The organism is Bradyrhizobium sp. USDA 241 (assembly GCF_049739505.1).
In the GTDB taxonomy this organism is placed as follows: domain Bacteria; phylum Pseudomonadota; class Alphaproteobacteria; order Rhizobiales; family Xanthobacteraceae; genus Bradyrhizobium; species Bradyrhizobium liaoningense.
This window is the reverse complement of sequence record NZ_JBMGPZ010000002.1, coordinates 36811-58973: the sequence shown is the minus strand read 5'-3', so window position 1 is coordinate 58973 and position 22163 is coordinate 36811. Positions and strand designations below refer to the sequence as shown.

The window sequence follows — 22163 nt, the reverse complement described above, 5'->3', positions numbered from 1 at the left end:
CGTAGGTGGCACTTTCCCTGCGGCAGAGGTTTAGGCCGCAGCCGATATCCCGGATGCCGCCTTGATCGCGTCGCGCGGCAGGGTCACGCGCACGACGGTGCCGACCTCGAGCTTGGAGCGCAGCCGCATCGAGCCGCCGTGGAGCTGCGCCAGCGAGCGGGCGATCGCGAGGCCAAGGCCCGAGCCGTGATACGTCTTGGTGAGCTGGCTCTCGACCTGCTCGAACGGGCGGCCGAGCCGCGCCAGCGAATGTGGCGCGATCCCGATGCCGGTATCGGCGATCATCAGCACGATCCTGTCCTCGAGCTGCCGGCTGCGCACCACGACGCGCCCGCCCTCGGGCGTGAACTTCACGGCGTTGGAGAGCAGGTTGACGATGATCTGCTTGGTCGCGCGGCGGTCGGCGACGACGGAGATGGGCTTTGCGATGTCGGCGTCGAGCGTCAGGCGCTTGTCCTGCGCACGGCCGGTGACGACCCGCAGGGACTCCACAAGCGTCTTCGAGAGGTCGAGCTCTTCCATGTCGAGCTTCATGCGGCCGGCTTCGATCTTGGACATGTCGAGGATGTCGTTGATGACCTCGAGCAGATAGTGGCCGCTGGTCAGGATGTCCTGGCAGTATTCCTGGTATCTCTCGCTTCCGAGCTCGCCGAACATGCCCGAGCCCATGATCTCGGAGAAGCCGATGATGGCATTGAGCGGCGTACGCAGCTCGTGGCTCATATTGGCCAGGAACTTCGACTTGGTCTGGTTGGCTTCCTCGGCGCGGGTCTTCTCGCGCTGGTACTTCTCGGCGAGGTCGGCGAGCTCGACCGCCTGGCGCTCCAGCGCGGCCTGCGAGCGCTTCAGGTCGATGACGGTGGCACGCAGGCGCAGGTCGTTGTCGACCAGCTTCTGCTCGTGCTCCTTGATGCGGGTGATGTCGGTGCCGACCGAGACGTAGCCGCCGTCCTTGGTGCGGCGTTCGCTGATGTGCAGCCAGCTGCCGTCGTCGAGCTGCGCCTCGAAGGTGCGCGCGCCCGGGCCTTGGGCGGCGGTCTCGTTGTGGCGGGTGCGCACCTCCGGCATGCGGCCGACCTCGAGCACGGTCTCGTAGGAGGTGCCGGGAATGACGGCCGTATCGGGCAGCCTGTGCAGACGCTGGAAGTGCGAGTTGCAGAGCACGAGGCGATCGCTCGCATCCCACAGCACGAAGGCTTCCGGAATGGTCTCGATCGCGTCGCGCAGGCGGAGGTCGGCTTCCACGGTCCTTTCCGCGAGGCTCTTCTGCTCGGTGATGTCGACGGCGATCCCGATCAGGTGCACGCTGTCATCGGTCGCCCCGCGCGTCTTCTCGCAGCGCACGCGGAGCCAGATCCAGTGGCCGTCGACATGCTGCATGCGGAAGGTCTGGTCGATGTGGTCGATCTCGCCGGAGATGAGCTGGTCGGCGATCGCGAACAGGTCGATGTCGTCGGACTTCACCAGCGCGTTGACCTCGCCGAAGGTGAGGAGCTCGTGGCGGCCGTCGAGGCCGAGCATCGAGAACATCGACTGCGACCAGAAGATCCGGCCGCGCGACAGATCCCAGTCCCACAGCCCGCAGCGGCCGCGGTTGAGCGCGGTGTCGATGCGGCCGCGCACGGCGTCGTTGATGATGTCGCCCTCGCGGGCGCGGGTCGACTGCCAGTGGAAGGCGAAGCCGAGGATCAGGACGACGAAGCCGGTGGTCGCCGACAGCGTCACCGAGAGCGCGGCGTCCGAGCCCCAGATCGGCTCGTTGCGCTCCTGGATCACGGTGACGAAGCCCGGCAGCGACTTGATCTGCCGCGAGGTCGCCATCGCTGCGTTGCCGCTCGGCAGCGTCAAGTCGGAGACGTTGCCATCGCGTGGCGGCGCCGCCATCAATTGCGCGGCCGTGATCGCATCGAGCAGGCGGTCGTTGCCGAGGGAGTCGTTGTCGGCCGGGATGCGGGCGAGGATACGGCGGTCGACGCCGGCCGAGGTGACGATGACATGGCGGCCCGAGGCCGTGCCCCAGGACGGGATCAGATCCGGCAACAGCGCCGGCAAGCTCTCGATGTTCTTCAGCCGTTCCTGTCGCACCGAGGTCAGGCGGTCGATGCGCTCGGCGAGCAGGTCGGCGAGGGCCGAAATGTCGTGGCTGATCACCAGCCGCTTCTGCCGCGTCTGGTCGACCACCTGCACGAACGCGCCGAGGCAGATCGTGATCAGGAATGCGATGATGAGTGTCGGCACGGCGCGGCGCAGCGCCGGCTCCGCGATCAGGAGCCGATGATAGGCAGGTTTCGCGATCGATTGCGCCAATCCCTTGATCGAATCGGATTGGACGCATGCGTTCGCGGCGTCTGCACGCGACATGCCTTCGGCCCCCTGAAAACCAGCTTGCAACTGAAGTTCGGAAGCAGCCCCACGTCGCTTCCGAATCACACCGATTTGAATCCAGTTTTCGCGGGCTGTCGAGAGTCAACGAATCGTTAACGCGAAATTATTCTTATCCAACGCGCAGTTTGTGCATCGCCTGTCCGCAAACTCGCGGGCGGGAGGAGTCCGAAACGAGAACGTGCGACTCCCCGCACGTTCTGCATCACGCGCGTGGCGGTTCGGCGTGACTGATCACGCGCTTCACGCTCGGGAACGCACGCCGCAACGCGCGCTCGATCGCGTCGACATGCTCGTGCACCTTGATCACGCTCATCGACGGTGCCGCGCGGCAGTGGAAATTGACGATCTCGCCGGCGTCGGTGTTGCGGACACGCACATTATGGATGTCGTGGATCTCGCCTTCGCCGGCGAATTCGGCCAGCGCGGCGGCGATGGTCTGCACCCGTTCCGGTGCGGCGTCGACGCCGAACGGCAGTTCCGGTTCCAATGGCTCGATGTGAACGTCGACCTCGACGTCCTCGCCGAACTCCTCCTGGATGTTGCGCTCCAGCGTGTTCGCGACATCATGGGCGGCCTCGAGCTGCATGTCGGCGTCGACCTCGAGGTCGATGCTGACGGTCAGCTTGGCGCCGAGATCGTGCACCGTGACATGGTGAACGGCGAGGCCCGAATTGTGCGCGATCACCATGATGCGGTCGCGCACGGTCTCGTTGTTGCGTGCGACGGGGACGGCGGTGAAGGTGAGGTCGGCGTCGCCGAACGCCTTGTCCACGGCGATTTGCGCGCTGCGCTTGATCTCCTCGACGCGGTCGATCGGATAGGTTCGCGGCACCTTTGCGATGGTGTCGATGAACGTGGTCGCTCCGACCATGCGCACGCGCAGCCGGTCGACGTCGATCACGCCCGGTACGCCGCGGATCGCGGCGGTGGCCTTCTCCTGGGCGCCTTCCGGAGCGCGGTCGACCAGCGTCTGCACGGTGGAGCCAGCCATGCGCAGTCCGAGCAGGGCGATCATCACGGCAACCGCCGCGGCCGCCGCCGCGTCGCCCCACCAGAAGCCGAGACCGGCGAGGATCAGGCCCACGATCACGGCGAACGAGCCCATCACGTCGGAAGCGAAATGCAGCGCATCCGCCGCCAGCGCCTGGCTCCTGGTCTCCCGCGCCGCGCGGTGCAGGGCGCGGGCGCGCCAGAGATTGACGGCGATGTCGAGCACCAGCACCACGAACGGCACGGCCGAAATGGTCGGCGGCAGGGTTCCCTCGCTTAGCCGGCTATAGGCCTCGACCAGGATGCCGCCGGCAAGCACGTAGAGCAGGGCGGTGACGCCGAGCGCGGAGACGCTTTCCAGCTTGCCGTGGCCGTAATGGTGCTCGTCGTCTGCGGGCTTGTCGGACACCCGCACCACCGCCCAGGTGATGATGGTCGCGACCAGGTCGATCGAGGAATGCAGGGCCTCGGAGATCAGCGCCAGCGAGCCGATCGCGATCCCGACCGCGAACTTGGCCACCGCCATGCCGCCACTGGCGAAGATCGAGATCGCGGCGACCGAGGTTTTGCTGTGCTGAGAGGTCATGGCGGGGATTTAGCAGCCCATGGGTGAACATCAAGCGACGATCCACAGCCGTAGTCGCGAGTGACTTGCAGGAGCATATCCCCCGACGCCGTCATGCCCGGGCTTGTCCCGGGCATCCACGTTCTTCTGCGCAAGGGGCAAAGACGTGGATGGCCGGGTCAAGCCCGGCCATGACGAGAGTAGAGAGCGTCGCTCCGTTCTTGTCTCACTGCCGCAACCTTCACAGCGTCACGACGATTTTCCCCAGATGCCTGTTCGCCTCCATGTGCGCGAACGCCTGATCGATGTCGTCGAACGCGAACACCTTGTCGATCGGCAGCTGCAGCTTGCGCGATTCCACCGCGCCCCAGACGTCCTTGCGGACCTCCTCGAAGATCTCCCGGACCTCCTCGATGGTGCGGGTGCGGAAGGTGACGCCGACATAGTCGATGCGGCGGGCCGCATGCAGGTCGAAATTGAAGTCGGCGTGGGTGCCGCCGAGCCGGCCGACATTGACAATGCGGCCCTTGATCTTCGTCGCGGCGAGGTTCTGGCTCGCGACCTTGCCCGAGACCTGGTCGACGATGAGATCGACGCCTTCCCCGTTCGTCGCCTTCAGCACCTCGTCGACCCATTGGGGATCGGAGCTATCGACGGCGAGATCGGCGCCATGGTCCTTCAGCCGGCTGCGACGAGCGGCATCGGTCGACGAGCCGATCACGAGCTTTGCGCCCTTGAGCCTGGCGATCTGCATCGCCATCAGGCCGACCCCGGAGCTCGCGCCCTGGATCAGCACGCTCTGGCCTGGCTGTACACCGCCAACGGTGACGACGGCGTTGTGCATGGTCGTGAGCGCGACGGGCAGGGTGGCCGCCTCTTCGAAATTCATGTTCGAGGGCGCGTGGAATAGCCGGCCGTGATCGGCCAGCGTATATTCGGCAAGGCCGCGCCGCCCGAGCCCATGATGCGGTCGCCGACCTTGACGCCTTGGGCATTCGGCCCAAGCTCGGCGACTTCGCCGGCCCATTCCATGCCGAGCACGGTGCCGATGCCGCCGGCCGCCCCATGGGCGTGCCCCTTGCGCATGACCGTGTCGGCCCGGTTCAGGGCGCTGGCCCGGACGCGGACCAGCACCTGCGTGCCCTTGGGCTTTGGTTGAGCGACATCGGAAATCGTAGCGCCACCAGGGCCGTAGACGTAAGCCTTCATGAATTGCTCTCGTTTCTTGCGGTGACTATTCCGCAGCTTCACGTTGCGGATGAACGATCATGCCCTCCAGCCTGCCGCGGATGATCGCTTCCGCCTCGCGCACGATGCGGGAGACCAGTTCGGCGCAACTCGGGATATCCTGGATCAGGCCCCGCACCTGGCCGGCCGACCAGATGCCTTCGTCGGAATCGCCGGTGGCATAGACCATCTTGCCGCGGGCGCCGGCGACGAGCTCGCGGATGTCCTCGAACTTCGCGCCCTCCTTCTCCATGGCGACGACCTTGCTCGAGATCGCGTTCTTCGCCACACGCGAGGTGTTGCGCATGGTGCGGAAGATCAGCTCGGTCTCGCGCTCGTCATTGGCGACGATCTTCTCCTTGATGAGCTGGTGGATCGGGCTCTCCTTGGTGGCCATGAAGCGCGTGCCCATGTTGATGCCGTCGGCACCCAGGGCCAGCGCCGCGACGAGGCCGCGGGCATCGGCAAAGCCGCCCGAGGCGATCATCGGAATCCTGATCTTGTTGGCGGCGGCCGGGATCAGGATCAGGCCGGGGGTGTCGTCCTCGCCGGGGTGGCCGGCGCATTCGAATCCATCGATCGAGATGGCATCGACGCCCATCCGTTCGGCCGAGAGCGCGTGGCGCACGCTGGTGCATTTGTGCACGACCTTGACGCCGTGCTTCCTGAACTCGTCGACATGCTCCTGCGGCTTGTTGCCGGCGGTCTCGACCACCTTGACGCCGCTCTCGATGATGGCGGCGCGGTATTCGGCATAGGGCGGCGGCTTGATCGCGGGCAGGATGGTGAGATTGACGCCGAACGGCTTGTCGGTGAGGTCGCGACAGCGCGCGATCTCCCTGGCCAGGTCCTCCGGCGTCGGCTGGGTCAGCGCGGTGATGAAGCCGAGCGCGCCGGCATTGGCAACGGCTGCGACGAGCTCGGCGCGGCCGACCCACTGCATGCCGCCCTGGACGATCGGGTGCTCGACGCCGACGAGTTTGGTGAACCGTGTCTGCAACATGATGTGTTTCCCCCGCCTGCGTGGCGCCCTGTTATCGGTTGATGGCCGGAGGATGCCGCCGGGGGTGGCAAATGTCTATTGCGCCGGCGTGCGGTGAGTGCGGGATGCCATGCGAGGGGCGGGGGATTCCGTGGGGCGGATAATTCGAATGCGCCGCTCCTGATGGCGCAAGCTCTTTCCTCAAACTCCATCGTCATGCCCCGGCTTGACCGGGGCATCCAGGGCGGATTCAAGCGGTCGTCGCAACACCAAGAAGTTGGAGGTTGCGATGAAAGTTTTAAGTCGACGTTCGGCCCGGTCAGGACGGGCGCCATTGCCATCGCCAGGAGAAGGCCGCCTCCATTGTGATCGAGACGCGATGGGCCAGGACCCGTCGGCTGAACACATCGACGACCGCCGCGAGATAGACCTGCGGCGTAGGATTCGGTTGCGAAGCCAACCCCATCACCTCCAACCGCGAACGCCACGCCCGCCATGACCGACGATACGATTCCGCCCTTCTCGTTTCCAGCCGTTCACGCCAAGAAAGTCACAGCTGCCTTCGATGGTGGGCGCCTAACCTCGAACGGGGGCGTGATGCTTCTGGCGATGGCCGAGCGGCGTCTCGGTTTGGCCAACAATCTGGCCCGGGTGTTCCCGGATCGGCGCGATCCGACGCGGGTCGTGCACAGCCTGGTCGATATGTTCCGCGCTCGCATGTTCGCGATCTGCTGCGGCTACGAGGACGCCGACGACCTCGATCATCTGAGGTCCGATCCGGCATTCAAGCTGGCCTGCGGTCGCCTACCGGACACGGGCCGGGATTTGTGTTCCCAGCCGACGCTGTCGCGGCTGGAGAATGCTCCGCGCCTGCGCGACGTGATCCGACTGACCTACATTTTGGTCGACGCATGGATGGATAGCTACCCGCGCGAGCCGGCATCCGTCACGCTCGACATCGATGATACCTGCGACGTCGTCCACGGCCATCAGCAGCTCTCGCTGTTCAACGCTCATTATGACGAACGCTGCTTCCTGCCGATCCACGTCTACGACACGGAGAAGAGCCGGCCCGTGGCCGTCGTGCTGCGGCCCGGCAAGACGCCGGGCGGCGTCGAGGTGCGTGCCCATCTGCGCCGCCTGGTACGGCATATCCGGACGCGATGGCACAACACGCAAATTACGTTCCGTGGCGACGGGCACTATGCCCGGCCGGAGGCAATGGCGTGGTGCGAGACCAACGGCATCGACTACATCTTCGGTCTGTCCGGCACCAAGCCTCTCGCCAGAAAAGTCGACGAGGTCGCCGACGACATCCGCACGCGACGCGCCATCGAGAACCTGCCGGTTCTGCGTGGCTATACCGAGACGCGCCACAAGGCAAAGTCCTGGGATCGCGAACGGCGCACTGTCGCCCGTATTGAGGCGACGATGCTCGGCCTCGACATCCGCTTCGTCGTCACCAGCCTCGATGTCGGCTCGGCCGAGTGGATCTACGACAGCCTGTATTGCGCGCGCGGCCAAGCCGAGAATCTGATCAAGCTGCATAAGACGCAGCTCGCCTCCGATCGCACCAGCTGCCGTTCGGCGCTCGCCAACCAGGTCCGTCTCGTGCTCCATACGGCCGCTTATTGGCTGATGCTGACCGTGCGCGACGCCATTCCCAAAGCCCGGGAATTGGCCGCTGCCGAGTTCGCGACGCTGCGTCTTCGGCTCTTGAAAATCGCCGCCCGTGTCGTCGAGACCACGAGCCGCATTCGCCTTGCGTTTGCCGCGGCATGTCCCGAAGCCGACCTGATCTGCGGCTTGCCCGGCGCGCTGCTGCTGCCGCTCGGTCCTTGACCGGCGGGGCGTCCGCCCCCGTTCGCCCAACCCATCCCTCAAGCGCGTTGCAAAGTACCGGTCGTCAGGCGGCGAAAAGCCGAAGGCAATCCTGTGCGCCTCGTCAGACAAGATGTGCGGCCGCATCAATCGGGCCCAAAAGCCGCACTCTCACGAATAGGACGGGCTAGCCTCGCAGTCTCTGGAATACTGGATTGCCCGCTTTCGCGGGCAATGACAACGAGTATGGAGCAAAGAGCTACTCCGCCGACAGCCGCACCATCTGACGGCCGCCGTTCAATTCCTTGAGGCGGTTGACGAAGTTTTCCGGGCGTTGCCAGCGGTTGGGGACCTGCAATCCCATGAATTCGGCGATATCGCCAATGAAGCCGGTGCAGTTGGCAGTCTCGGCGTTCCACACCGGCGAGTTCGCCTGCAATTTCTTGATGTAGGCGAATACGCGCTCGGCGTCCGCTTCGTTCAGATAGACGCGATAGCTCGCGGTCAGATATTCCGGATCGAGATCGCCGTAGCTCGCGCCGGTCTCGGACGGCACAAAGGTGATGTGACCGAGCACGTAAGCGAGCGTGTCGCCGGCCGGTGTGAGCCCTGCGACCTCCACGGCGCGCTCGCTGGTCTTGCCGTACCAGACGAAGGCATGGCCCCAGCTCGCGGCGGTACGCGCGCGGAAGTCGACGTAGTAGGGGCCTTTCTCCGCGCGCGCGACGGAGCGCCGCGTCGATTGCGGCTGAGGTCGCGAGGCGGTGTCGGTCGTGGCAAGCGCGTTCGCGTCGGCAACGCGCTTGTTTGCCTGATGGGCCGAGGCCGAGGGCGTCGTGCACGAGAGCATGGCCGCAAGAGCGAAGCCCGCGAGGATGCAGGATCCCGATCGATCAGCTTTGTTTGTCACGCGACACCCCTCGACTGTCGGCTGCTACGCAGATCTGCGCGTATTCCGCTGCGCGTCAGTAGCGCGCCGCGACCGGGCCGGGCGCCTTGCCGATCGGGGCTTTTCCAACCGGGCTCTTGCCAATCGGCATCTTGCCAATCGGCGCCTGTTCGGCCGGATAGGCCGGCACGGGCTGCCGGCGCGGCAGATCCGCAGCGTTCGCAGCCGTCGCCAGAGCAAGCGTAGCACCGAGAGCAAATACAATCTTCTTCACAGTCATATACCCCTGAAGGTTTGGTCCAAACACGGCAGCGCCGTGCCCCCAGACACGCCTCACAGAAGGGCGGCCGAATGCGTCCAAGTTGCGGCGGGCGCTGGACATGTTGGCGGCATATGCCAAGCGCGCGCAGATGTGATGTGTCCGAATGTTTCGGAGATGAAGACGCGCCTCGGGCTATCGTTTCCGGGAGATGTTCGAGCGCATCTTGTCGGCGAACCAAACCACGAAGATCGCAACGAACGAGAGAGCGAAGTAAAGGGCCGTCCACAAAAGCGCATTGCCGGCATTCGTCATGGCGTCCTCCCTTGCATCAGACATTGATTTCTTGTGGAAGGATAGCGGTGGCGTCGGCGTCGCGGTTTGCGCCGGATCAATTTTGCTGCGGTGCGGGGGCAATTTGCCGGCGAGCCTTTATTGCGCGCTCGGCCTTGCCTCGCCGTCGGAATGACGGAGGAAAGTGGTTACAGCCGAAACTCGTTGGTCAGCTCGCCGATGCCGTCGATCGCGACGGTGACCGTGTTTACCGGCTCCTTCATCACGCCGACGCCGACGGAAGTGCCGACGGCGATGAGGTCGCCGGGCAGCAGGGTCATGTCATGGGAGATCCTGCTGACCAGCTCCTGCGCGCTGAAGATCATGTCCGAGATCGGATAGTTCTGCCGCTCCGCGCCATTGAGGATGGTGCGGACAGTGAGTTTTGCGGGATCGAGGCCGGTCGCGATGACAGGGCCGAACGGGCCGTAATCGTCGATGCCCTTTGCGCGGGCCCATTGCGGGAAGGTGGGGTCGCGCGTCAGGATGTCGTTGGCGGTAATGTCGTTGACGCAGGTGTAGCCGAAGATGAAGCTATCCGCTTCTGCCGGCGACACGCGCGCACAGGCCCTGCCGATGACGATGCCGAGCTCGCCCTCATAGGTCGTCTTGCCGTCGTAGGAGGACGGGCGGCGGATCACCGCATCGGGGGCGGCGATGCTGGTGGTGGCCTTCAGCAGATAGAGCGGCTCCGGCGGCTCGGGCTGGTTGAGCTTGGCCGCGAGCGCGTGGAAATTGTTCCAGAGCGCGACGATCTTGCTGGGCGCGCAGGGCGCGAGCAGCTCGACCTCCGACAGCGTCAGCGTCTTGCCGGTGGCGGTGTTGCGGCCGAACATCTCGCCCTCATGCACGCTGATGCCAGATGGGCTCAGCGTGCCGAAGCCGGTTGCACCGTTGCTCCGGAAGCGGAGCCACTTCTTGATCTCGCTCGTCATCATGCCACCGCCAGTGCGCGCGGATCCGATGGCGTCGAGACCGCGTCATAGAGGCCGGCGATGCGGGCGCGCTGGGTCACCATCGCCAGCACCGAGTCGAGCGCGGGCGTGGCGATCCCGGTGAGGCGGCCCATCTCCTGCACCACCGTGACGAGCGGATCGATCTCCATCGGGCGGCCGCGCTCGAGATCCTGGAGCATCGAGGTCTTGTGCGCGCCGACCTTGCGGGCGCCCTCGATGCGGCGCTCGACGTCAACGCGGAACTTGACCCCGAACGTCTCGGCGATGGCTTGCGTCTCCACCATGATCGCCCGTGACAGCGCGCGCGTCGCCGGATCGGTGCAGATCACGTCGAGCGTGGCGTGGGTCAGCGCGCTGATCGGATTGAAGCAGACATTGCCCCACAGCTTCAGCCAGATCTCGTCCCGGATGCGGTCGAGCACCGGCGCCTTCAGCCCGGCGGCGACGAACAGGTTGGCGAGACGCTGCACGTCATCAGTGATTTCGCCGGAGGGCTCGCCGAGCGGAAAGTTGCTGCCGTAGACGTGGCGGATCACGCCGGGCGCCTCGATCTCGGTGGCGGGATAGACGATGCAGCCGATGGCGCGCTCGGCGCCGATTTCGCGCCACTGCCGCCCGCCGGGGTCGATGCTCTCCAGCGTCGAGTTCTCGTATTGCCCGCCGTGCTTGTAGAAGTACCAATAGGGGATGCCGTTGACGGCCGTGACGATGCGGGTCCGAGGCCCGAGCAGCGGCTGCATCTTCTCGATCACGCCGGTGATCGAATGCGCCTTCAGCGTAATGATGATGTAGTCCTGCGCGCCGAGCTCGGCGGGATCGTCGGTGCAGCGCGGATGCACGGTGTGCTTCTCTTCGCCCGCGAGCAGCGTCAGGCCGCGCTCGCGCATCGCGGCAAGGTGCGGGCCGCGTGCGACCAGGCTGACATCGGCGCCCGCGCGTGCGAGCTGAACCCCGAGATATCCGCCGATTGCGCCGGCGCCGTAGATGCAGATCTTCATGAAATCCTCGCGGGACCAAGATTGGCAGTCAGTTGGATCGATCAGGCAACAGGCTCCCTGCACCTCCCCCGCTTGCGGGAGAGGTCGGCGCGTTCGGAGAGCGCAGTGGGCGAGGGCTCTATCCTCTTGGGGAGTCTCCACAGCGGAGGCAGCCCTCTCCCCAACCCTCTCCCGCAAGCGGGAGAGGGGGCGCAGCTCTTCCGTGGCTGGACGTGAGGCTCCGCTTTAGGCTGCGGCTTGCGGCGTGCCGTTGAGGGCCTCGTCGACGGCCGCGGCGATGTCGCGCATGCTGATGACGGAGATGAGGCTGTAATCGTCGATCACGGGCAGATGGCGGATGTGATGACGGTTCATCAGATGACGGACGTGCTCGATCGGATCCGAGGAGGTGCAGGACACGAGCTGCTGCACCGAGACGAGCTGCGAGACCTTGACATTGACGGCGTTCGCGCCGTGCTCGGCGACGGCGCGCACCACGTCGCGCTCGGTGAACATGCCGACCGCGGTGTTGCCCTCGGAGCGGACCACGTCCTTCACCACCAGCGCGCTGATGTTGTTGGCGCGCATCAGCTTGGCCGCGATACCCACCGTCTCGTTCATCCGCACCGTGACAACGCGCGGCGTCTTCTTGCGCAGAATGTCTCCGACCAGCATTGCAACCTCCCTGGGTGAGTGACGGGAGAAGTGTGGTATACATAATGCCAATCGTCAAGCGCTGGATTTGGCTGATCCGAAAATTCTTGCGACAGCCATGCTGACGTTTGTCGTGGGCCAAAAAGAAAAAGGGGCGCATCGCTGCGCCCCTTTTCAAGCATGCAATTCGTGTGGTGCTTACGCCGTCTCGGTTTTGGCAGTGCCGGTGGCGGCCTTGGTGCTCTCGGCTTCCTTGCCGAGGATGAAGGAGCGGCGCAGCGGCTTGATCACGAGCAGCGCCGTCAGCGCCGCCGTTGCGTTCAGCGCCACCGCGACCACGAACACGGCCTTCCAGCCATAGGCGGTGGAGATCACGCTTGCGAGCGGGACGAGCAGCGAGGCCGTCCCCTTGGCGGTGTAGAGCATGCCGTTGTTGGTGGTCGCGAACTTCGCACCGAAGGTGTCGCCGCAGGTCGCGGGGAACAGCGAGTAGATCTCGCCGAACACGCCGAAATAGACCGCGGTCGCGAGCACGAAGATGGTCGGCAGGTGGCCATAGGCCGACAGCGTCAGCAACATCAAGGCGGCGGTGCCGAAGGCGATGAACATGGTGGGCTCGCGGCCGATCGTGTCGGAGACCCAGCCGAAGAACGGACGCCCGAAACCGTCGAAGATGCGGTCGAGCGAGATCGCGAACGTCAAGGCCGCCATCTGGAAGCCGGCGAGCGTTACCGGACTATTCGCGATCTTGTAGTCGTGCGCGATCGGGGCGATCTGCGCAGCGGTCATCAGGCCGCCCGAGGCAACCATCACGAAAACGAGATACATCACCCAGAAAACAGGGGTGCGCAGCACCTGCGGCGGGGTGAAGTCGATCTTGGTCTGCGGCAGATTGAGCTGCTTCTTCTTCGGCGGAATCGAGATCCGCGGCGGCTGGATGAAGAAGGCGAGCACGAACACGACGACGCCCTGGCCGATGCCGAAGGTGAGGAAGGCGTGCTGGTAGCCGCTCGAGGCGATCATGCTCGCGATCGGAACGATCGTGAGCGCGGCGCCCGCGCCGAAGCCGGCGGCGGTCGCACCTGCCGCGAGACCGCGACGGTCTGGAAACCATTTCAGCGCGTTGCCGACGCAGGTGCCGTACACTGCGCCCGCGCCGAGGCCGCCGATGATCGCGGCCGCGTAGAGCAGGGTGAGGCTGTCGGCATAGGAGTTGAGAATCCAGGACAGCGCGATCATCGCGCCGCCGAACATGACGACGATGCGCGGGCCGTATTTGTCGACGAACCAGGCCTCGACCGGCACCAGCCAGGTCTCGGTGACCACGAAGATGGTGAAAGCGAGCTGGATCGCGGCGCGTCCCCAATGATGGGCGGCGTCGATCGGATCGACGAACAGCGTCCAGCCATATTGCAGATTGGCGATCATCGCCATGCAGACGATGCCCATGCCGAGCTGGAGCCAGCGGAAGCCGGTGCGAAGCGGCGCGGCGGTGACGGCGCCATCCGGGCTGGAAATCATCAGAACCTCCCAACGCGCCTGTCTGTCGTACATCAGATCGACAAGGTGACCTGATGTCGCAAATATTGTGTCTTATCGTCGCAGGCGTCGTCCGGAGATTGGTATGCGATATTCCAGATTGCAAGCCCTATCTTGGCTCCGAGTTCACAAAATGCGGCGGGTTCAGGCCGCATCCCGTCAATCGCGGCGGTCTTCTGCCAAACGAAAACGCCTGGCCGTGAGGCCGGGCGTCGTGCTCGCGTGAACTGCGGTGGAGCGGTCAGATGGTCGATTTCGCGACCACGACCTTGCGCCAGGGCTTGAGCACAGCGATCGCCAGCAGCGACGCCAGGATGTTGGCGCCGGCAGCGATGATGAACAGGCGTCCCAGGTGCCCGACGATTGCTGCATGTAGTTGGCGATCGGCACCAGCAGTGCGGCGGTGCCCTTCGCGGTGTAGAGCAGGCCGGCATTGGTGGTCGCGAACTTGGCGCCGAACGTGTCGGTGCAGGTCGAGGGAAACAGCGAGTAGATCTCACCCCAGGCGAAGAACACGAAGCCCGAGAGCAGCACGAACCAGACCGGATCGTGGCCCCAGAGGTAGAGCATCCAGATGCCGAAGCCTTCCATGCCGAAGGCGATGAACATCGTGTTCTCGCGGCCGATCATGTCGGAGATCCAGCCGAAGAACGGACGCGTCAGCCCGTTGAGCACGCGGTCGATCGTGGCCGCGAAGGTCACCGCCGTCATCGTCACCGCCATCAGCGTGACCGGCACGCTGTCGACCTTCCAGTCGACCGCGATCGGCTTCAGGTTCGCGGTGACCATCAGTCCACCCGCGCCGACGATCACGAACATGAAGTACATCAGCCAGAAGATCGGCTGGCGCAGCACTTCGGTCGGCTGATAGTTGCGCCGGGTCTGGATGATATTGGCATTCGCCACCACGTTCGGCACCTGGCCCGCTTTCGGCGCGAGCAGGAAGAAGGCGAGGATGCAGATGATGATGCCTTGCCCGAGGCCGAAATAGAGGAAGGTGGTCTGGAAGCCGCTGTCCTTGATCATGGCCTGGATCGGCGCGACGGTCAGCGCAGAGCCGGCACCGAATCCCGCGGCGGTGATGCCGGCGGCAAGACCGCGCTTGTCCGGAAACCATTTCAGCGCATTGCCGACGCAGGTGCCGTAGACGCCGCCGGCGCCGATGCCTGCGATGATCATGCCGAGATAGTAGCCGTTGAGCGAGGTGGCCTGCGCGTTGATCGCCCAGCCGATGGCGCAGAGCACGCCGCCGACCAGCACGACGATGCGCGGGCCGTACTTGTCGACGAACCATCCTTCGATCGGCACCAGCCAGGTCTCGAACAAGACGAAAAGGGTGAAGGCCCACTGGATCGATGCGCGATCCCAGCCGAACGTCTTCTGGATGTCGGGGACGAAGAACGTCCAGCCATATTGGTAATTGGCGATCATCACCATCGCCATCACACCGATCGCCAACTGCGCCCAGCGATACGCATCGCTTACGCGTGCGGCACTGGGGGCCGCTGCCGACTGCACCATGTCCGTCATTAAAAACCTCCCAAATGCGCCGATCATTTTTATGCATGCGCTGCCCGCATCCTGGTATTCATTATGCCAAGATTCAAGCGGAGGACGGGAGGTGCGGCGAAATAACGCGGGCCTGCTCACATGCGCAATCAATGCGGGATTGTAAAGCCCCAATCGCTGCCGGCATGCCGGCGGAAATGGCGGTCGCTCCTAATCAAATGATTGATTCAGCATTGACTTTCCCGCCGCCGCGACACCGCAAGCCTCTGTTGAAAAGCCCGCGCGTTTGGGGGATTTTCCACGTGTGCGCAGGGCGCGCCCGCCGACGCGCGGTCAGTCGGTGACCGCGCGATTCCTGGAATTCTATATTCCAGAAGTCACGCCTGCGGCAATTTGGCGTCGGCGGGGCTGATGGCGCGGATCGCTCGTCACGCCATCGACGTGCGCAGCCGGCTATAGCCTTCCTGGATCGCGGACCAGAACAAGGCGACCAGACCGAAGCGCCATGATCGTGCTGACGAGGCCGTTTGAGAAGAACACCCCGAGCGATCCCTGCGATCCCAGCAGCGATTGGCGGAAGGCTTCCTCGGCCTTGTCGCCGAGCACGATGGCGAGCACCAGCGGGGCGAGCGGGTAGTTGCACTTTTTCAGGAGATAGCCGAGCACGCCGAACACCAGCATCAGCATCACGTCGAAGGTGCTGTTGTGCACCGAATAAGCCCCGATCGCGCACAGCACCAGGATGAGCGGCGCGATGATGCCGAAGGGCACCCGCAGGATCGCGGCGAAGATCGGCACGCAGGTGAGCACGACGATGAGGCCGGCGAGATTGCCGAGATACATCGAGGCGATCAGGCCCCAGACGAATTCCTTCTGCTCGACGAACAGCATCGGGCCGGGCTGCAGGCCCCAGATCAGCAATCCGCCGAGCAGGACGGCGGCGGTGGGCGAGCCAGGCACCCCGAGCGAGAGCATCGGCAGCAGCGCGGCGGTGCCCGCGGCATGCGCCGCCGTCTCCGGCGCGATCACGCCTTCGATCTCGCCCTTGCCGAAATTGTTGCCGCGTCGCGACAGGCGCTTGGCGATGCCGTAGCTCATGAAGGAGGCCGGCGTTGCGCCGGCGGGCGTGACGCCCATCCAGCAGCCGATCAGGCAGGAGCGCAGCGAGGTCATCCAATAGGCGGGCAATTCCCGCCAGGTCTGCAGCACCACCCGAAGGTTGATGCTGGCGTTGCCGCCGCGGAACGCCAGCCCTTCCTCCATGGTCAGCAGGATCTCGCCGATGCCGAACAGGCCGATCACGGCGATCAGGAAGTCGAATCCGTTGAGCAGCTCCGTGATGCCGAAGGTCAGCCGCAACTGTCCGGTGATCGAATCGAGGCCGACCGCCGCGAGCGCGAAGCCCATCATCATCGCCGCGATGGTCTTGAACGGCGGCTCCTTGCTGAGGCCGACGAAGCTGCAGAAAGCGAGGAAGTACACCGCGAACTTCTCCGCCGGACCAAATCGCAGTGCGAAGCCGGCAACGAGGGGCGCGACGAGCGTGATCATGATGACGGCAAACAGCGCGCCCACGAAGGAGGAGGTGAAGGCGGCGGTCAGGGCTTCGCCGGGTCTGCCCTGTTGCGCCATCGGATAGCCGTCGAAAGTGGTCGCCACGGACCAGGGCTCGCCGGGGATGTTGAACAGGATCGAGGTGATGGCGCCGCCGAACAATGCGCCCCAATAGATGCAGGACAACATGATGATCGCCGATGTCGGCGGCATGCTGAAGGTCAGGGGCAGCAGGATCGCGACGCCGTTGGCGCCCCCCAGCCCCGGCAGCACGCCGATGATGACCCCGAGCGTAATGCCGATGATCATCAGCATGATGTTGTAGGGTTGCAGGGCGACCGCGAAGCCGTGAAACAGATTGGCCAACTCTTCCATATCGATACGTCCTGCAGCAATGACGGAAATGACGGCGCAGCTCTTACAGGCCGAGCCATTCCTCGAGGGGACCCTTGGGAAGCGGAACGAGGAACCAGCGCTCGAAAACGAGATAGGTCAGGACCGGCATGCCGACCGCGACCGCGATGGTCGTCAGCCAGCGATAGCCGCCGAGCCAACGCATGAACCAGGCGATGAAGACCATCGAGGCGACGTAGAGGCCGATGAACGGCATCGAGCCGACATAGATCGCGGTCGGCACGACGACGCTCATGACCTGGCGCAGCTGTCCCCATTCCGCGAACAGCCGGCCGTCGTCGTCGCGTTGCGCATGCCAGAGGTTGATGGCGCTCGCCACGACGATGGCGGCGCCGATATAGAAGGGGAAGAAGCCGGCACGCGGGCCCTCCGCGCCCCAGTTGATGCCGGCCTTCAGGCTGCCGAGGATGACGACGAGCCCGAAAACGCCGATCAGCAGCGCCATCCCGATTTCCAGCGTCTTGTGGGCCGGGCCGCGTTCAGATCGTTCAGTCATGGGGCCTCCAGGCGGAAACGCAGTCTTTCGCGGTCGCGGCGGGCGTGAGGACGAGCAGCGTCCTCAGCCATCGTCGATGTCGCGGCTCAATTCCCCGATGCGAGGAAGCCCGCTTCCTTCATCAAGCCTTCGTGGCGCTTCTCCTCCGCCTCGACCCATTTGGCGTAGTCGGCGCCGGTCATGAAGGTCGTGTTGAAGGCGCCGCTCTTCATGAAGTCCTGCCATTCCGGCGTGGCGCGCACCTTCTTGAACAGCTCGACATAATATTCGATCTGGTCCTTCGTCGCCTTGGGCGACATGAATATGCCGCGCAGCATGAGATATTCCATCGCAAGGCCCTGCGACTTGCAGGTCGGGATATCCTTCCAGGCCTTGCCGTCGGCGATCGGTTCGTCATAGGCCATCGGCTGGGCGTCGAAGACGCAGAGCGGACGAAGTTTGCCGCCGCGCCATTACGCGACCGCCTCGATCGGATTGTTGACGGTCGAATCGACGTGATTGCCGACGAGCTGGACGGCGACTTCCCCGCCGCCCTTGTAGGGAATGTAGGTGAACTTCGCGTCGATCGCTTTCTCGATGCCGACCGTGATGATCTGGTCTTCCTGCTTGGAGCCGGTGCCGCCCATCTTGAATGAGCCGCTTGGTGCCTTCTTCGCGGCGTCGACGTAATCCTTGACGCTGTTGTACGGCTTCTCGGCATTCACCCAGAGCACGAATTCGTCGAGCGCCAGCATCGCCACCGGCGTCAGATCCTTCCAGTTGAACGGAATGCCGGTGGCCAGCGGCGTCGTGAACAGGTTCGACAGCGTGATGATGATCTTGTGCGGATTGCCCGACGACGTCTTCACATCGAGGAAGCCTTCACCGCCCGCGCCGCCCGCCTTGTTGATGACGACCATCGGCTGCTTCATCAGGTTGTGCTTGGTGACGATGCCCTGAATGGTGCGTGCCATCTGATCGGCGCCGCCGCCGGTGCCCGCGGGCACGATGAACTCGACCGGACGGACCGGCTCCCAGGCTGCCCGGCTTGCGGTGCTGTTGGCGCACGACATCGCGATTGCCGCCAAAGCGACACTCAGAACGGATGGCTTCATTTGCTTCTCTCCCTGTCGAACCCTCAACGCAGCCGCTCTTTGTCGACTTGCGTCAGCCCATCTCGAGTCAGATGCCTGGTGTCACCCTTGCGGTCGATCTCCCACGGCATTCCCGATAGAAACTGTATGAGGAGGGACAACGCGCGGCATCCGCTCCTTTCGGCTAAGGTTCCGCCAAGGTTCGCGGTGCGTGTGCCCTCGGCTGTTCCCGTCTTGCGTTATATTTCCCCGCCTTACACCTTGGATTGTGCAATCGTTCTTGCTTGTCCAATGGTATGCGCGATGCCAGCGAACAAACAATCGGATCGGCGGTCAGTCCGGCGGACGAATTGTCGCAGCTGCGGTCGCAAGCCCAGGCAGGCAAAAGAAAATGGCCCCGAACGTGCGGGGCCATTTGACCGAACCTGGCGTCTGCGGGGTCTGTCAGCTCCGCCGTTTGGCGGGAGGACAAGGCCTTCTTACAGGCCGAAACGCGGCAGGTCGCCGTTGTGATTGGAAATCTCGGCGCTCGCCATCAGGAAGCTGTCGATCGCGGCCATCAGGCGGGCGAACAGCGAGGCGGAGGGGGCGAGAGCGACGGAAGCGGTCTTGGACATCGGAAATCCCTTTCTGGAGACAGTCAATCTTGCTGCCTCATTTCGAAAGGCAGCTTATGTATACCAGATGCCAAGTCCATGCCTTGTTTGCATAGCAGCATTCGTTCTTCCGCATTGCGGCATAGCCGGTGAGGCCGCTCAGGACAGAGCACCTTGACACGGCGCGCCGAACAGAGAATGTAATGTTATAACATTACATAGTGAGATGCCGTGTCTCGCCGCCCTCGACCCATCCCGCTCAAAAGGCTGTTCGATCTCCATGCCCAAACTCCCCGTCACCGTCTTGTCCGGCTTCCTTGGGGCTGGAAAGACCACTTTGCTGAACCACGTCCTGAACAACCGGCACGGCCTGAAAGTGGCGGTGATCGTGAACGACATGAGCGAGGTGAACATCGATGCGGACCTGGTCCGCGATGGTGGTGCCAACCTCTCGCGGACTGACGAAAAACTGGTGGAGATGACCAATGGCTGCATCTGCTGCACCCTGCGCGACGATCTCCTGAGGGAGGTACGTGCGCTCGCCGAAAGCGGGCGCTTCGATTATCTGCTGATCGAATCGACGGGCATTTCGGAGCCGCTCCCGGTCGCCGCGACGTTCGATTTCCGCTCGGAAGAGGGCGAAAGCCTCTCCGACATCGCCCATCTGGACACGATGGTGACGGTGGTCGATGCCGCCAACCTGCTCAAGGACTATTCCTCGACCGAGTTTCTCGGCGAGCGCGGCGAGGCACTGGACGGCGACAAGCGGACGCTGGTCGATCTCCTCGTGGAGCAGATCGAGTTCGCCGACGTGATCATCCTCAACAAGGTGGACGATGCCTCGCCGCAACAGCGCGAGGCGGCACGCCAGATCATCAGCTCGTTGAATCCCGAAGCCGACATCATCGAGGCCAATCACAGCCGCGTGCCCTTCGACCGCGTGCTCAACACCGGCCGGTTCGACTTCGAGAAGGCCCAGCAGCATCCGCTCTGGTACAAGGAGCTCTATGGTTTCGCCGACCACGTGCCTGAAACGCAGGAATATGGTGTGAAGAACTTCGTCTATCGCGCCCGCCGGCCGTTCGATCCGTCGAAGTTCGACGAGTTCGTCAAGGGGGCCTGGCCGGGCGTGATCCGGGCGAAGGGTCATTTCTGGCTGGCGACGCGGCCGCAATGGCTCGGCGAGATCAGCCAGGCGGGAGCGATTGTGAGGACCGAAGCGCTGGGTTTCTGGTGGGCGAGCGTCCCGAAGGAGCGGTGGCCGAACGATGAGGGCTGGCGCAAGCGGCTCGGCCAGTATTGGGACAAGGTGTACGGCGATCGTCGCCAGGAGATCGTGTTTATCGGCACCGGCATGGACGAAGCCGAGATCCGCCGCAGGCTCGACGCATGTCTTGTCCCGGAAACGTCGACGATGGACATCGCCGCATGGTCCGCTCTCGCCGATCCGTTTCCGGCCTGGCGTCGAGGCGATCGATCCAACTGATCGGCGTGAATATCAAAGTCCCGGCGTGAGGTCCGGGCGCGCCCAGCTCCGGCCAGGTCTTGCAAGGGGACGGCAAAGCCGTTAGTGCTCTGCCCCCTTTCCAATCATCTGTCAGAGTGGTTCATGTCGAGCGCCTCGCCCGCCGTCTCGATCGGCATCGATTTTGGGACCAGCAATACGGTCGTCGCGATTGCGGCGGACGACCGCCGGGTCGAGGCCATCCGCTTCGATCATGGCGGACAGCGCCACAGCGTCTACGTGTCGGCCCTGTGCTTCTGGGAGGACCGGCCGGGCGCCGGCGCCCAGGCCGAGGGTGGTCCGTGGGCGATCGAGCAGTTCCTCGAAGGCCGCCACGTCTACCGCTTCCTTCAGTCGTTCAAGACGTTTGCGGCGAGCAGCAGCTTCAACACCACCCAGGTGTTTCGGCAACGCTACAAGTTCGAGGATATTCTGGCGGCGTTCCTGCGGACGCTGGCGCGCCATGGCGGTGGGAAGTTCGGCTTCGAGGCGGCGAATATCACGGTCGGCCGCCCGGTGCGCTTCGCCGGCGGCAATCCCGACGAGGCGCTGGCGATGCAGCGCTACCGGGCCGCGTTCGAACGGCTCGGCGCCGGTCACGCGCGCTATGTCTACGAGCCCGTGGGTGCGGCGTTCTCCTTCGCGCGGCGGCTGGAGCGGGATGCCACCGTGCTGGTTGCCGATTTCGGTGGCGGCACCAGCGATTTCTCCGTGATGCGCTTCTCGCGTGCGGGCGGCAACCTTCGCGCCGAGCCGCTCGGCCATGCCGGCATCGGCATTGCCGGCGACACCTTCGACTATCGCATCGTCGACCACGTCGTCTCGCCGCGGCTCGGCAAAGGCTCCAGCTTTCGCTCGTTCGACAAGGTGCTGCCGGTCCCGAGCGGCCACTACACCAACCTCGCGCGCTGGCATCAGCTCGCGATGATGAAGAGCAACGGCGATCTGCGCGAGCTCCGCGAGCTTGCGCGCACTGCGTTGAAGCCTGATCTGCTCGAGGATTTCATCACCATCGTCGATCTCGACCTCGGCTTTTCGCTCTACCGCGCCGTGTCCGATGCCAAGGTCGCGCTGTCGGCGCAGGACGAGGTGGACTTCCGCTTCAAGGGCGGCGGCGTCGATATCGGCGCGGCCATCACACGGAAGAATTTCGAAGCCTGGATCGCCGACGATATCGCCCGGCTGGGGGCGACCGTCGACAAGGTGCTGGGCGAGGCCGGCATCACCGCGCGCGAGATCGAGAAGGTGTTCCTGACCGGCGGCACGTCCTTTGTGCCGGCCGTCCGGAAACTGTTCGCCGAGCGGTTCGGCAACGAACGGCTGATGTCAGGCGACCAGTTCGAGTCGATCGCCTACGGGCTTGCGCTGATGGGACATAGTCCCGACCCGGATCGCTGGGCGGCAAGTCAGGCCAAGGTGGCGTAGCAGGCGGCGAGCGGC

Annotated in this window: 15 protein-coding genes and 4 pseudogenes; 3 read left to right on the top strand and 16 right to left on the bottom strand. The window is 64.4% G+C overall.

What is annotated here, in order from left to right:
- Positions 1-30: 30 nt before the first annotated feature.
- The 5 genes and pseudogenes from ABIF91_RS01245 to ABIF91_RS01225 form a co-directional block, all read right to left on the bottom strand.
- Positions 31-2361 carry a PAS domain-containing sensor histidine kinase gene (locus tag ABIF91_RS01245; protein ID WP_028181569.1) on the bottom strand — a complete coding sequence of 777 codons (2331 nt, stop codon included), beginning with the start codon at positions 2359-2361 and terminating at the stop codon, positions 31-33.
- A gap of 226 nt (positions 2362-2587) precedes the next feature.
- Positions 2588-3961: a cation-efflux pump gene (locus tag ABIF91_RS01240; RefSeq protein ID WP_028181568.1), complete on the bottom strand. Its 1374-nt coding sequence runs from the start codon at positions 3959-3961 to the stop codon at positions 2588-2590.
- 220 nt (positions 3962-4181) lie between these two features.
- Positions 4182-5149, bottom strand: a pseudogene (locus tag ABIF91_RS01235) (zinc-binding dehydrogenase).
- Positions 5150-5174: 25 nt separating this feature from the next.
- Positions 5175-6170, bottom strand: a complete 996-nt coding sequence (locus ABIF91_RS01230; RefSeq protein WP_028181567.1) for an NAD(P)H-dependent flavin oxidoreductase — start codon at positions 6168-6170, stop codon at positions 5175-5177.
- Positions 6171-6468: 298 nt separating this feature from the next.
- Positions 6469-6609 (bottom strand): hypothetical protein, encoded by a 141-nt coding sequence (locus ABIF91_RS01225; protein WP_424579099.1) that lies wholly within the window; start codon positions 6607-6609, stop codon positions 6469-6471.
- Between the two features lie 35 nt (positions 6610-6644).
- On the opposite strand from ABIF91_RS01225, the gene ABIF91_RS01220 reads away from it, so the two are divergent.
- Positions 6645-7991 carry an IS1380-like element ISBdi2 family transposase gene (locus tag ABIF91_RS01220; protein ID WP_424578700.1) on the top strand — a complete coding sequence of 449 codons (1347 nt, stop codon included), beginning with the start codon at positions 6645-6647 and terminating at the stop codon, positions 7989-7991.
- A gap of 238 nt (positions 7992-8229) precedes the next feature.
- Here ABIF91_RS01220 and ABIF91_RS01215 read toward each other — a convergent pair whose 3' ends face one another.
- The 11 genes and pseudogenes from ABIF91_RS01215 to ABIF91_RS01165 form a co-directional block, all read right to left on the bottom strand.
- Complete coding sequence (locus ABIF91_RS01215) at positions 8230-8880, bottom strand: hypothetical protein (protein ID WP_028180490.1); 651 nt, start codon at positions 8878-8880, stop codon at positions 8230-8232.
- 55 nt (positions 8881-8935) lie between these two features.
- A complete protein-coding gene (locus ABIF91_RS01210; RefSeq protein ID WP_035718272.1) occupies positions 8936-9139 on the bottom strand; it encodes a hypothetical protein in 204 nt (67 codons plus the stop codon).
- Positions 9140-9600: 461 nt separating this feature from the next.
- Positions 9601-10389 (bottom strand): fumarylacetoacetate hydrolase family protein, encoded by a 789-nt coding sequence (locus ABIF91_RS01205; protein WP_028180491.1) that lies wholly within the window; start codon positions 10387-10389, stop codon positions 9601-9603.
- Positions 10386-11405 (bottom strand): 2-dehydropantoate 2-reductase, encoded by a 1020-nt coding sequence (locus ABIF91_RS01200; RefSeq protein ID WP_028180492.1) that lies wholly within the window; start codon positions 11403-11405, stop codon positions 10386-10388. The genes ABIF91_RS01205 and ABIF91_RS01200 overlap by 4 nt, the downstream gene beginning before the upstream one ends.
- Positions 11406-11630: 225 nt before the next feature.
- Positions 11631-12059, bottom strand: a complete 429-nt coding sequence (locus ABIF91_RS01195) for a CBS domain-containing protein (protein WP_028180493.1) — start codon at positions 12057-12059, stop codon at positions 11631-11633.
- A 177-nt stretch (positions 12060-12236) separates the two neighbouring features.
- Positions 12237-13559, bottom strand: a complete 1323-nt coding sequence (oxlT, locus tag ABIF91_RS01190; RefSeq protein ID WP_028180494.1) for an oxalate/formate MFS antiporter — start codon at positions 13557-13559, stop codon at positions 12237-12239.
- Positions 13560-13818: 259 nt separating this feature from the next.
- Positions 13819-15107 (bottom strand): annotated as a pseudogene (gene oxlT, locus ABIF91_RS01185) (oxalate/formate MFS antiporter).
- 407 nt (positions 15108-15514) lie between these two features.
- Positions 15515-17015 (bottom strand): annotated as a pseudogene (locus tag ABIF91_RS01180) (tripartite tricarboxylate transporter permease).
- Between the two features lie 43 nt (positions 17016-17058).
- Positions 17059-17550: a tripartite tricarboxylate transporter TctB family protein gene (locus ABIF91_RS01175; RefSeq protein ID WP_028180495.1), complete on the bottom strand. Its 492-nt coding sequence runs from the start codon at positions 17548-17550 to the stop codon at positions 17059-17061.
- 86 nt (positions 17551-17636) lie between these two features.
- Positions 17637-18644 (bottom strand): annotated as a pseudogene (locus ABIF91_RS01170) (Bug family tripartite tricarboxylate transporter substrate binding protein).
- Between the two features lie 458 nt (positions 18645-19102).
- Positions 19103-19240 carry a hypothetical protein gene (locus ABIF91_RS01165; RefSeq protein ID WP_194388353.1) on the bottom strand — a complete coding sequence of 46 codons (138 nt, stop codon included), beginning with the start codon at positions 19238-19240 and terminating at the stop codon, positions 19103-19105.
- A gap of 259 nt (positions 19241-19499) precedes the next feature.
- Here ABIF91_RS01165 and zigA point away from each other — a divergent pair, with 259 nt between their 5' ends.
- Both zigA and ABIF91_RS01155 read left to right on the top strand, forming a co-directional pair.
- The gene (gene zigA / locus ABIF91_RS01160; RefSeq protein WP_028180496.1) at positions 19500-20705 is read left to right on the top strand and encodes a zinc metallochaperone GTPase ZigA; all 1206 of its coding nucleotides are present in this window, start codon (positions 19500-19502) and stop codon (positions 20703-20705) included.
- A 123-nt stretch (positions 20706-20828) separates the two neighbouring features.
- Positions 20829-22148, top strand: a complete 1320-nt coding sequence (locus ABIF91_RS01155; protein WP_028180497.1) for an Hsp70 family protein — start codon at positions 20829-20831, stop codon at positions 22146-22148.
- The last annotated feature ends 15 nt before the right edge of the window (positions 22149-22163 follow it).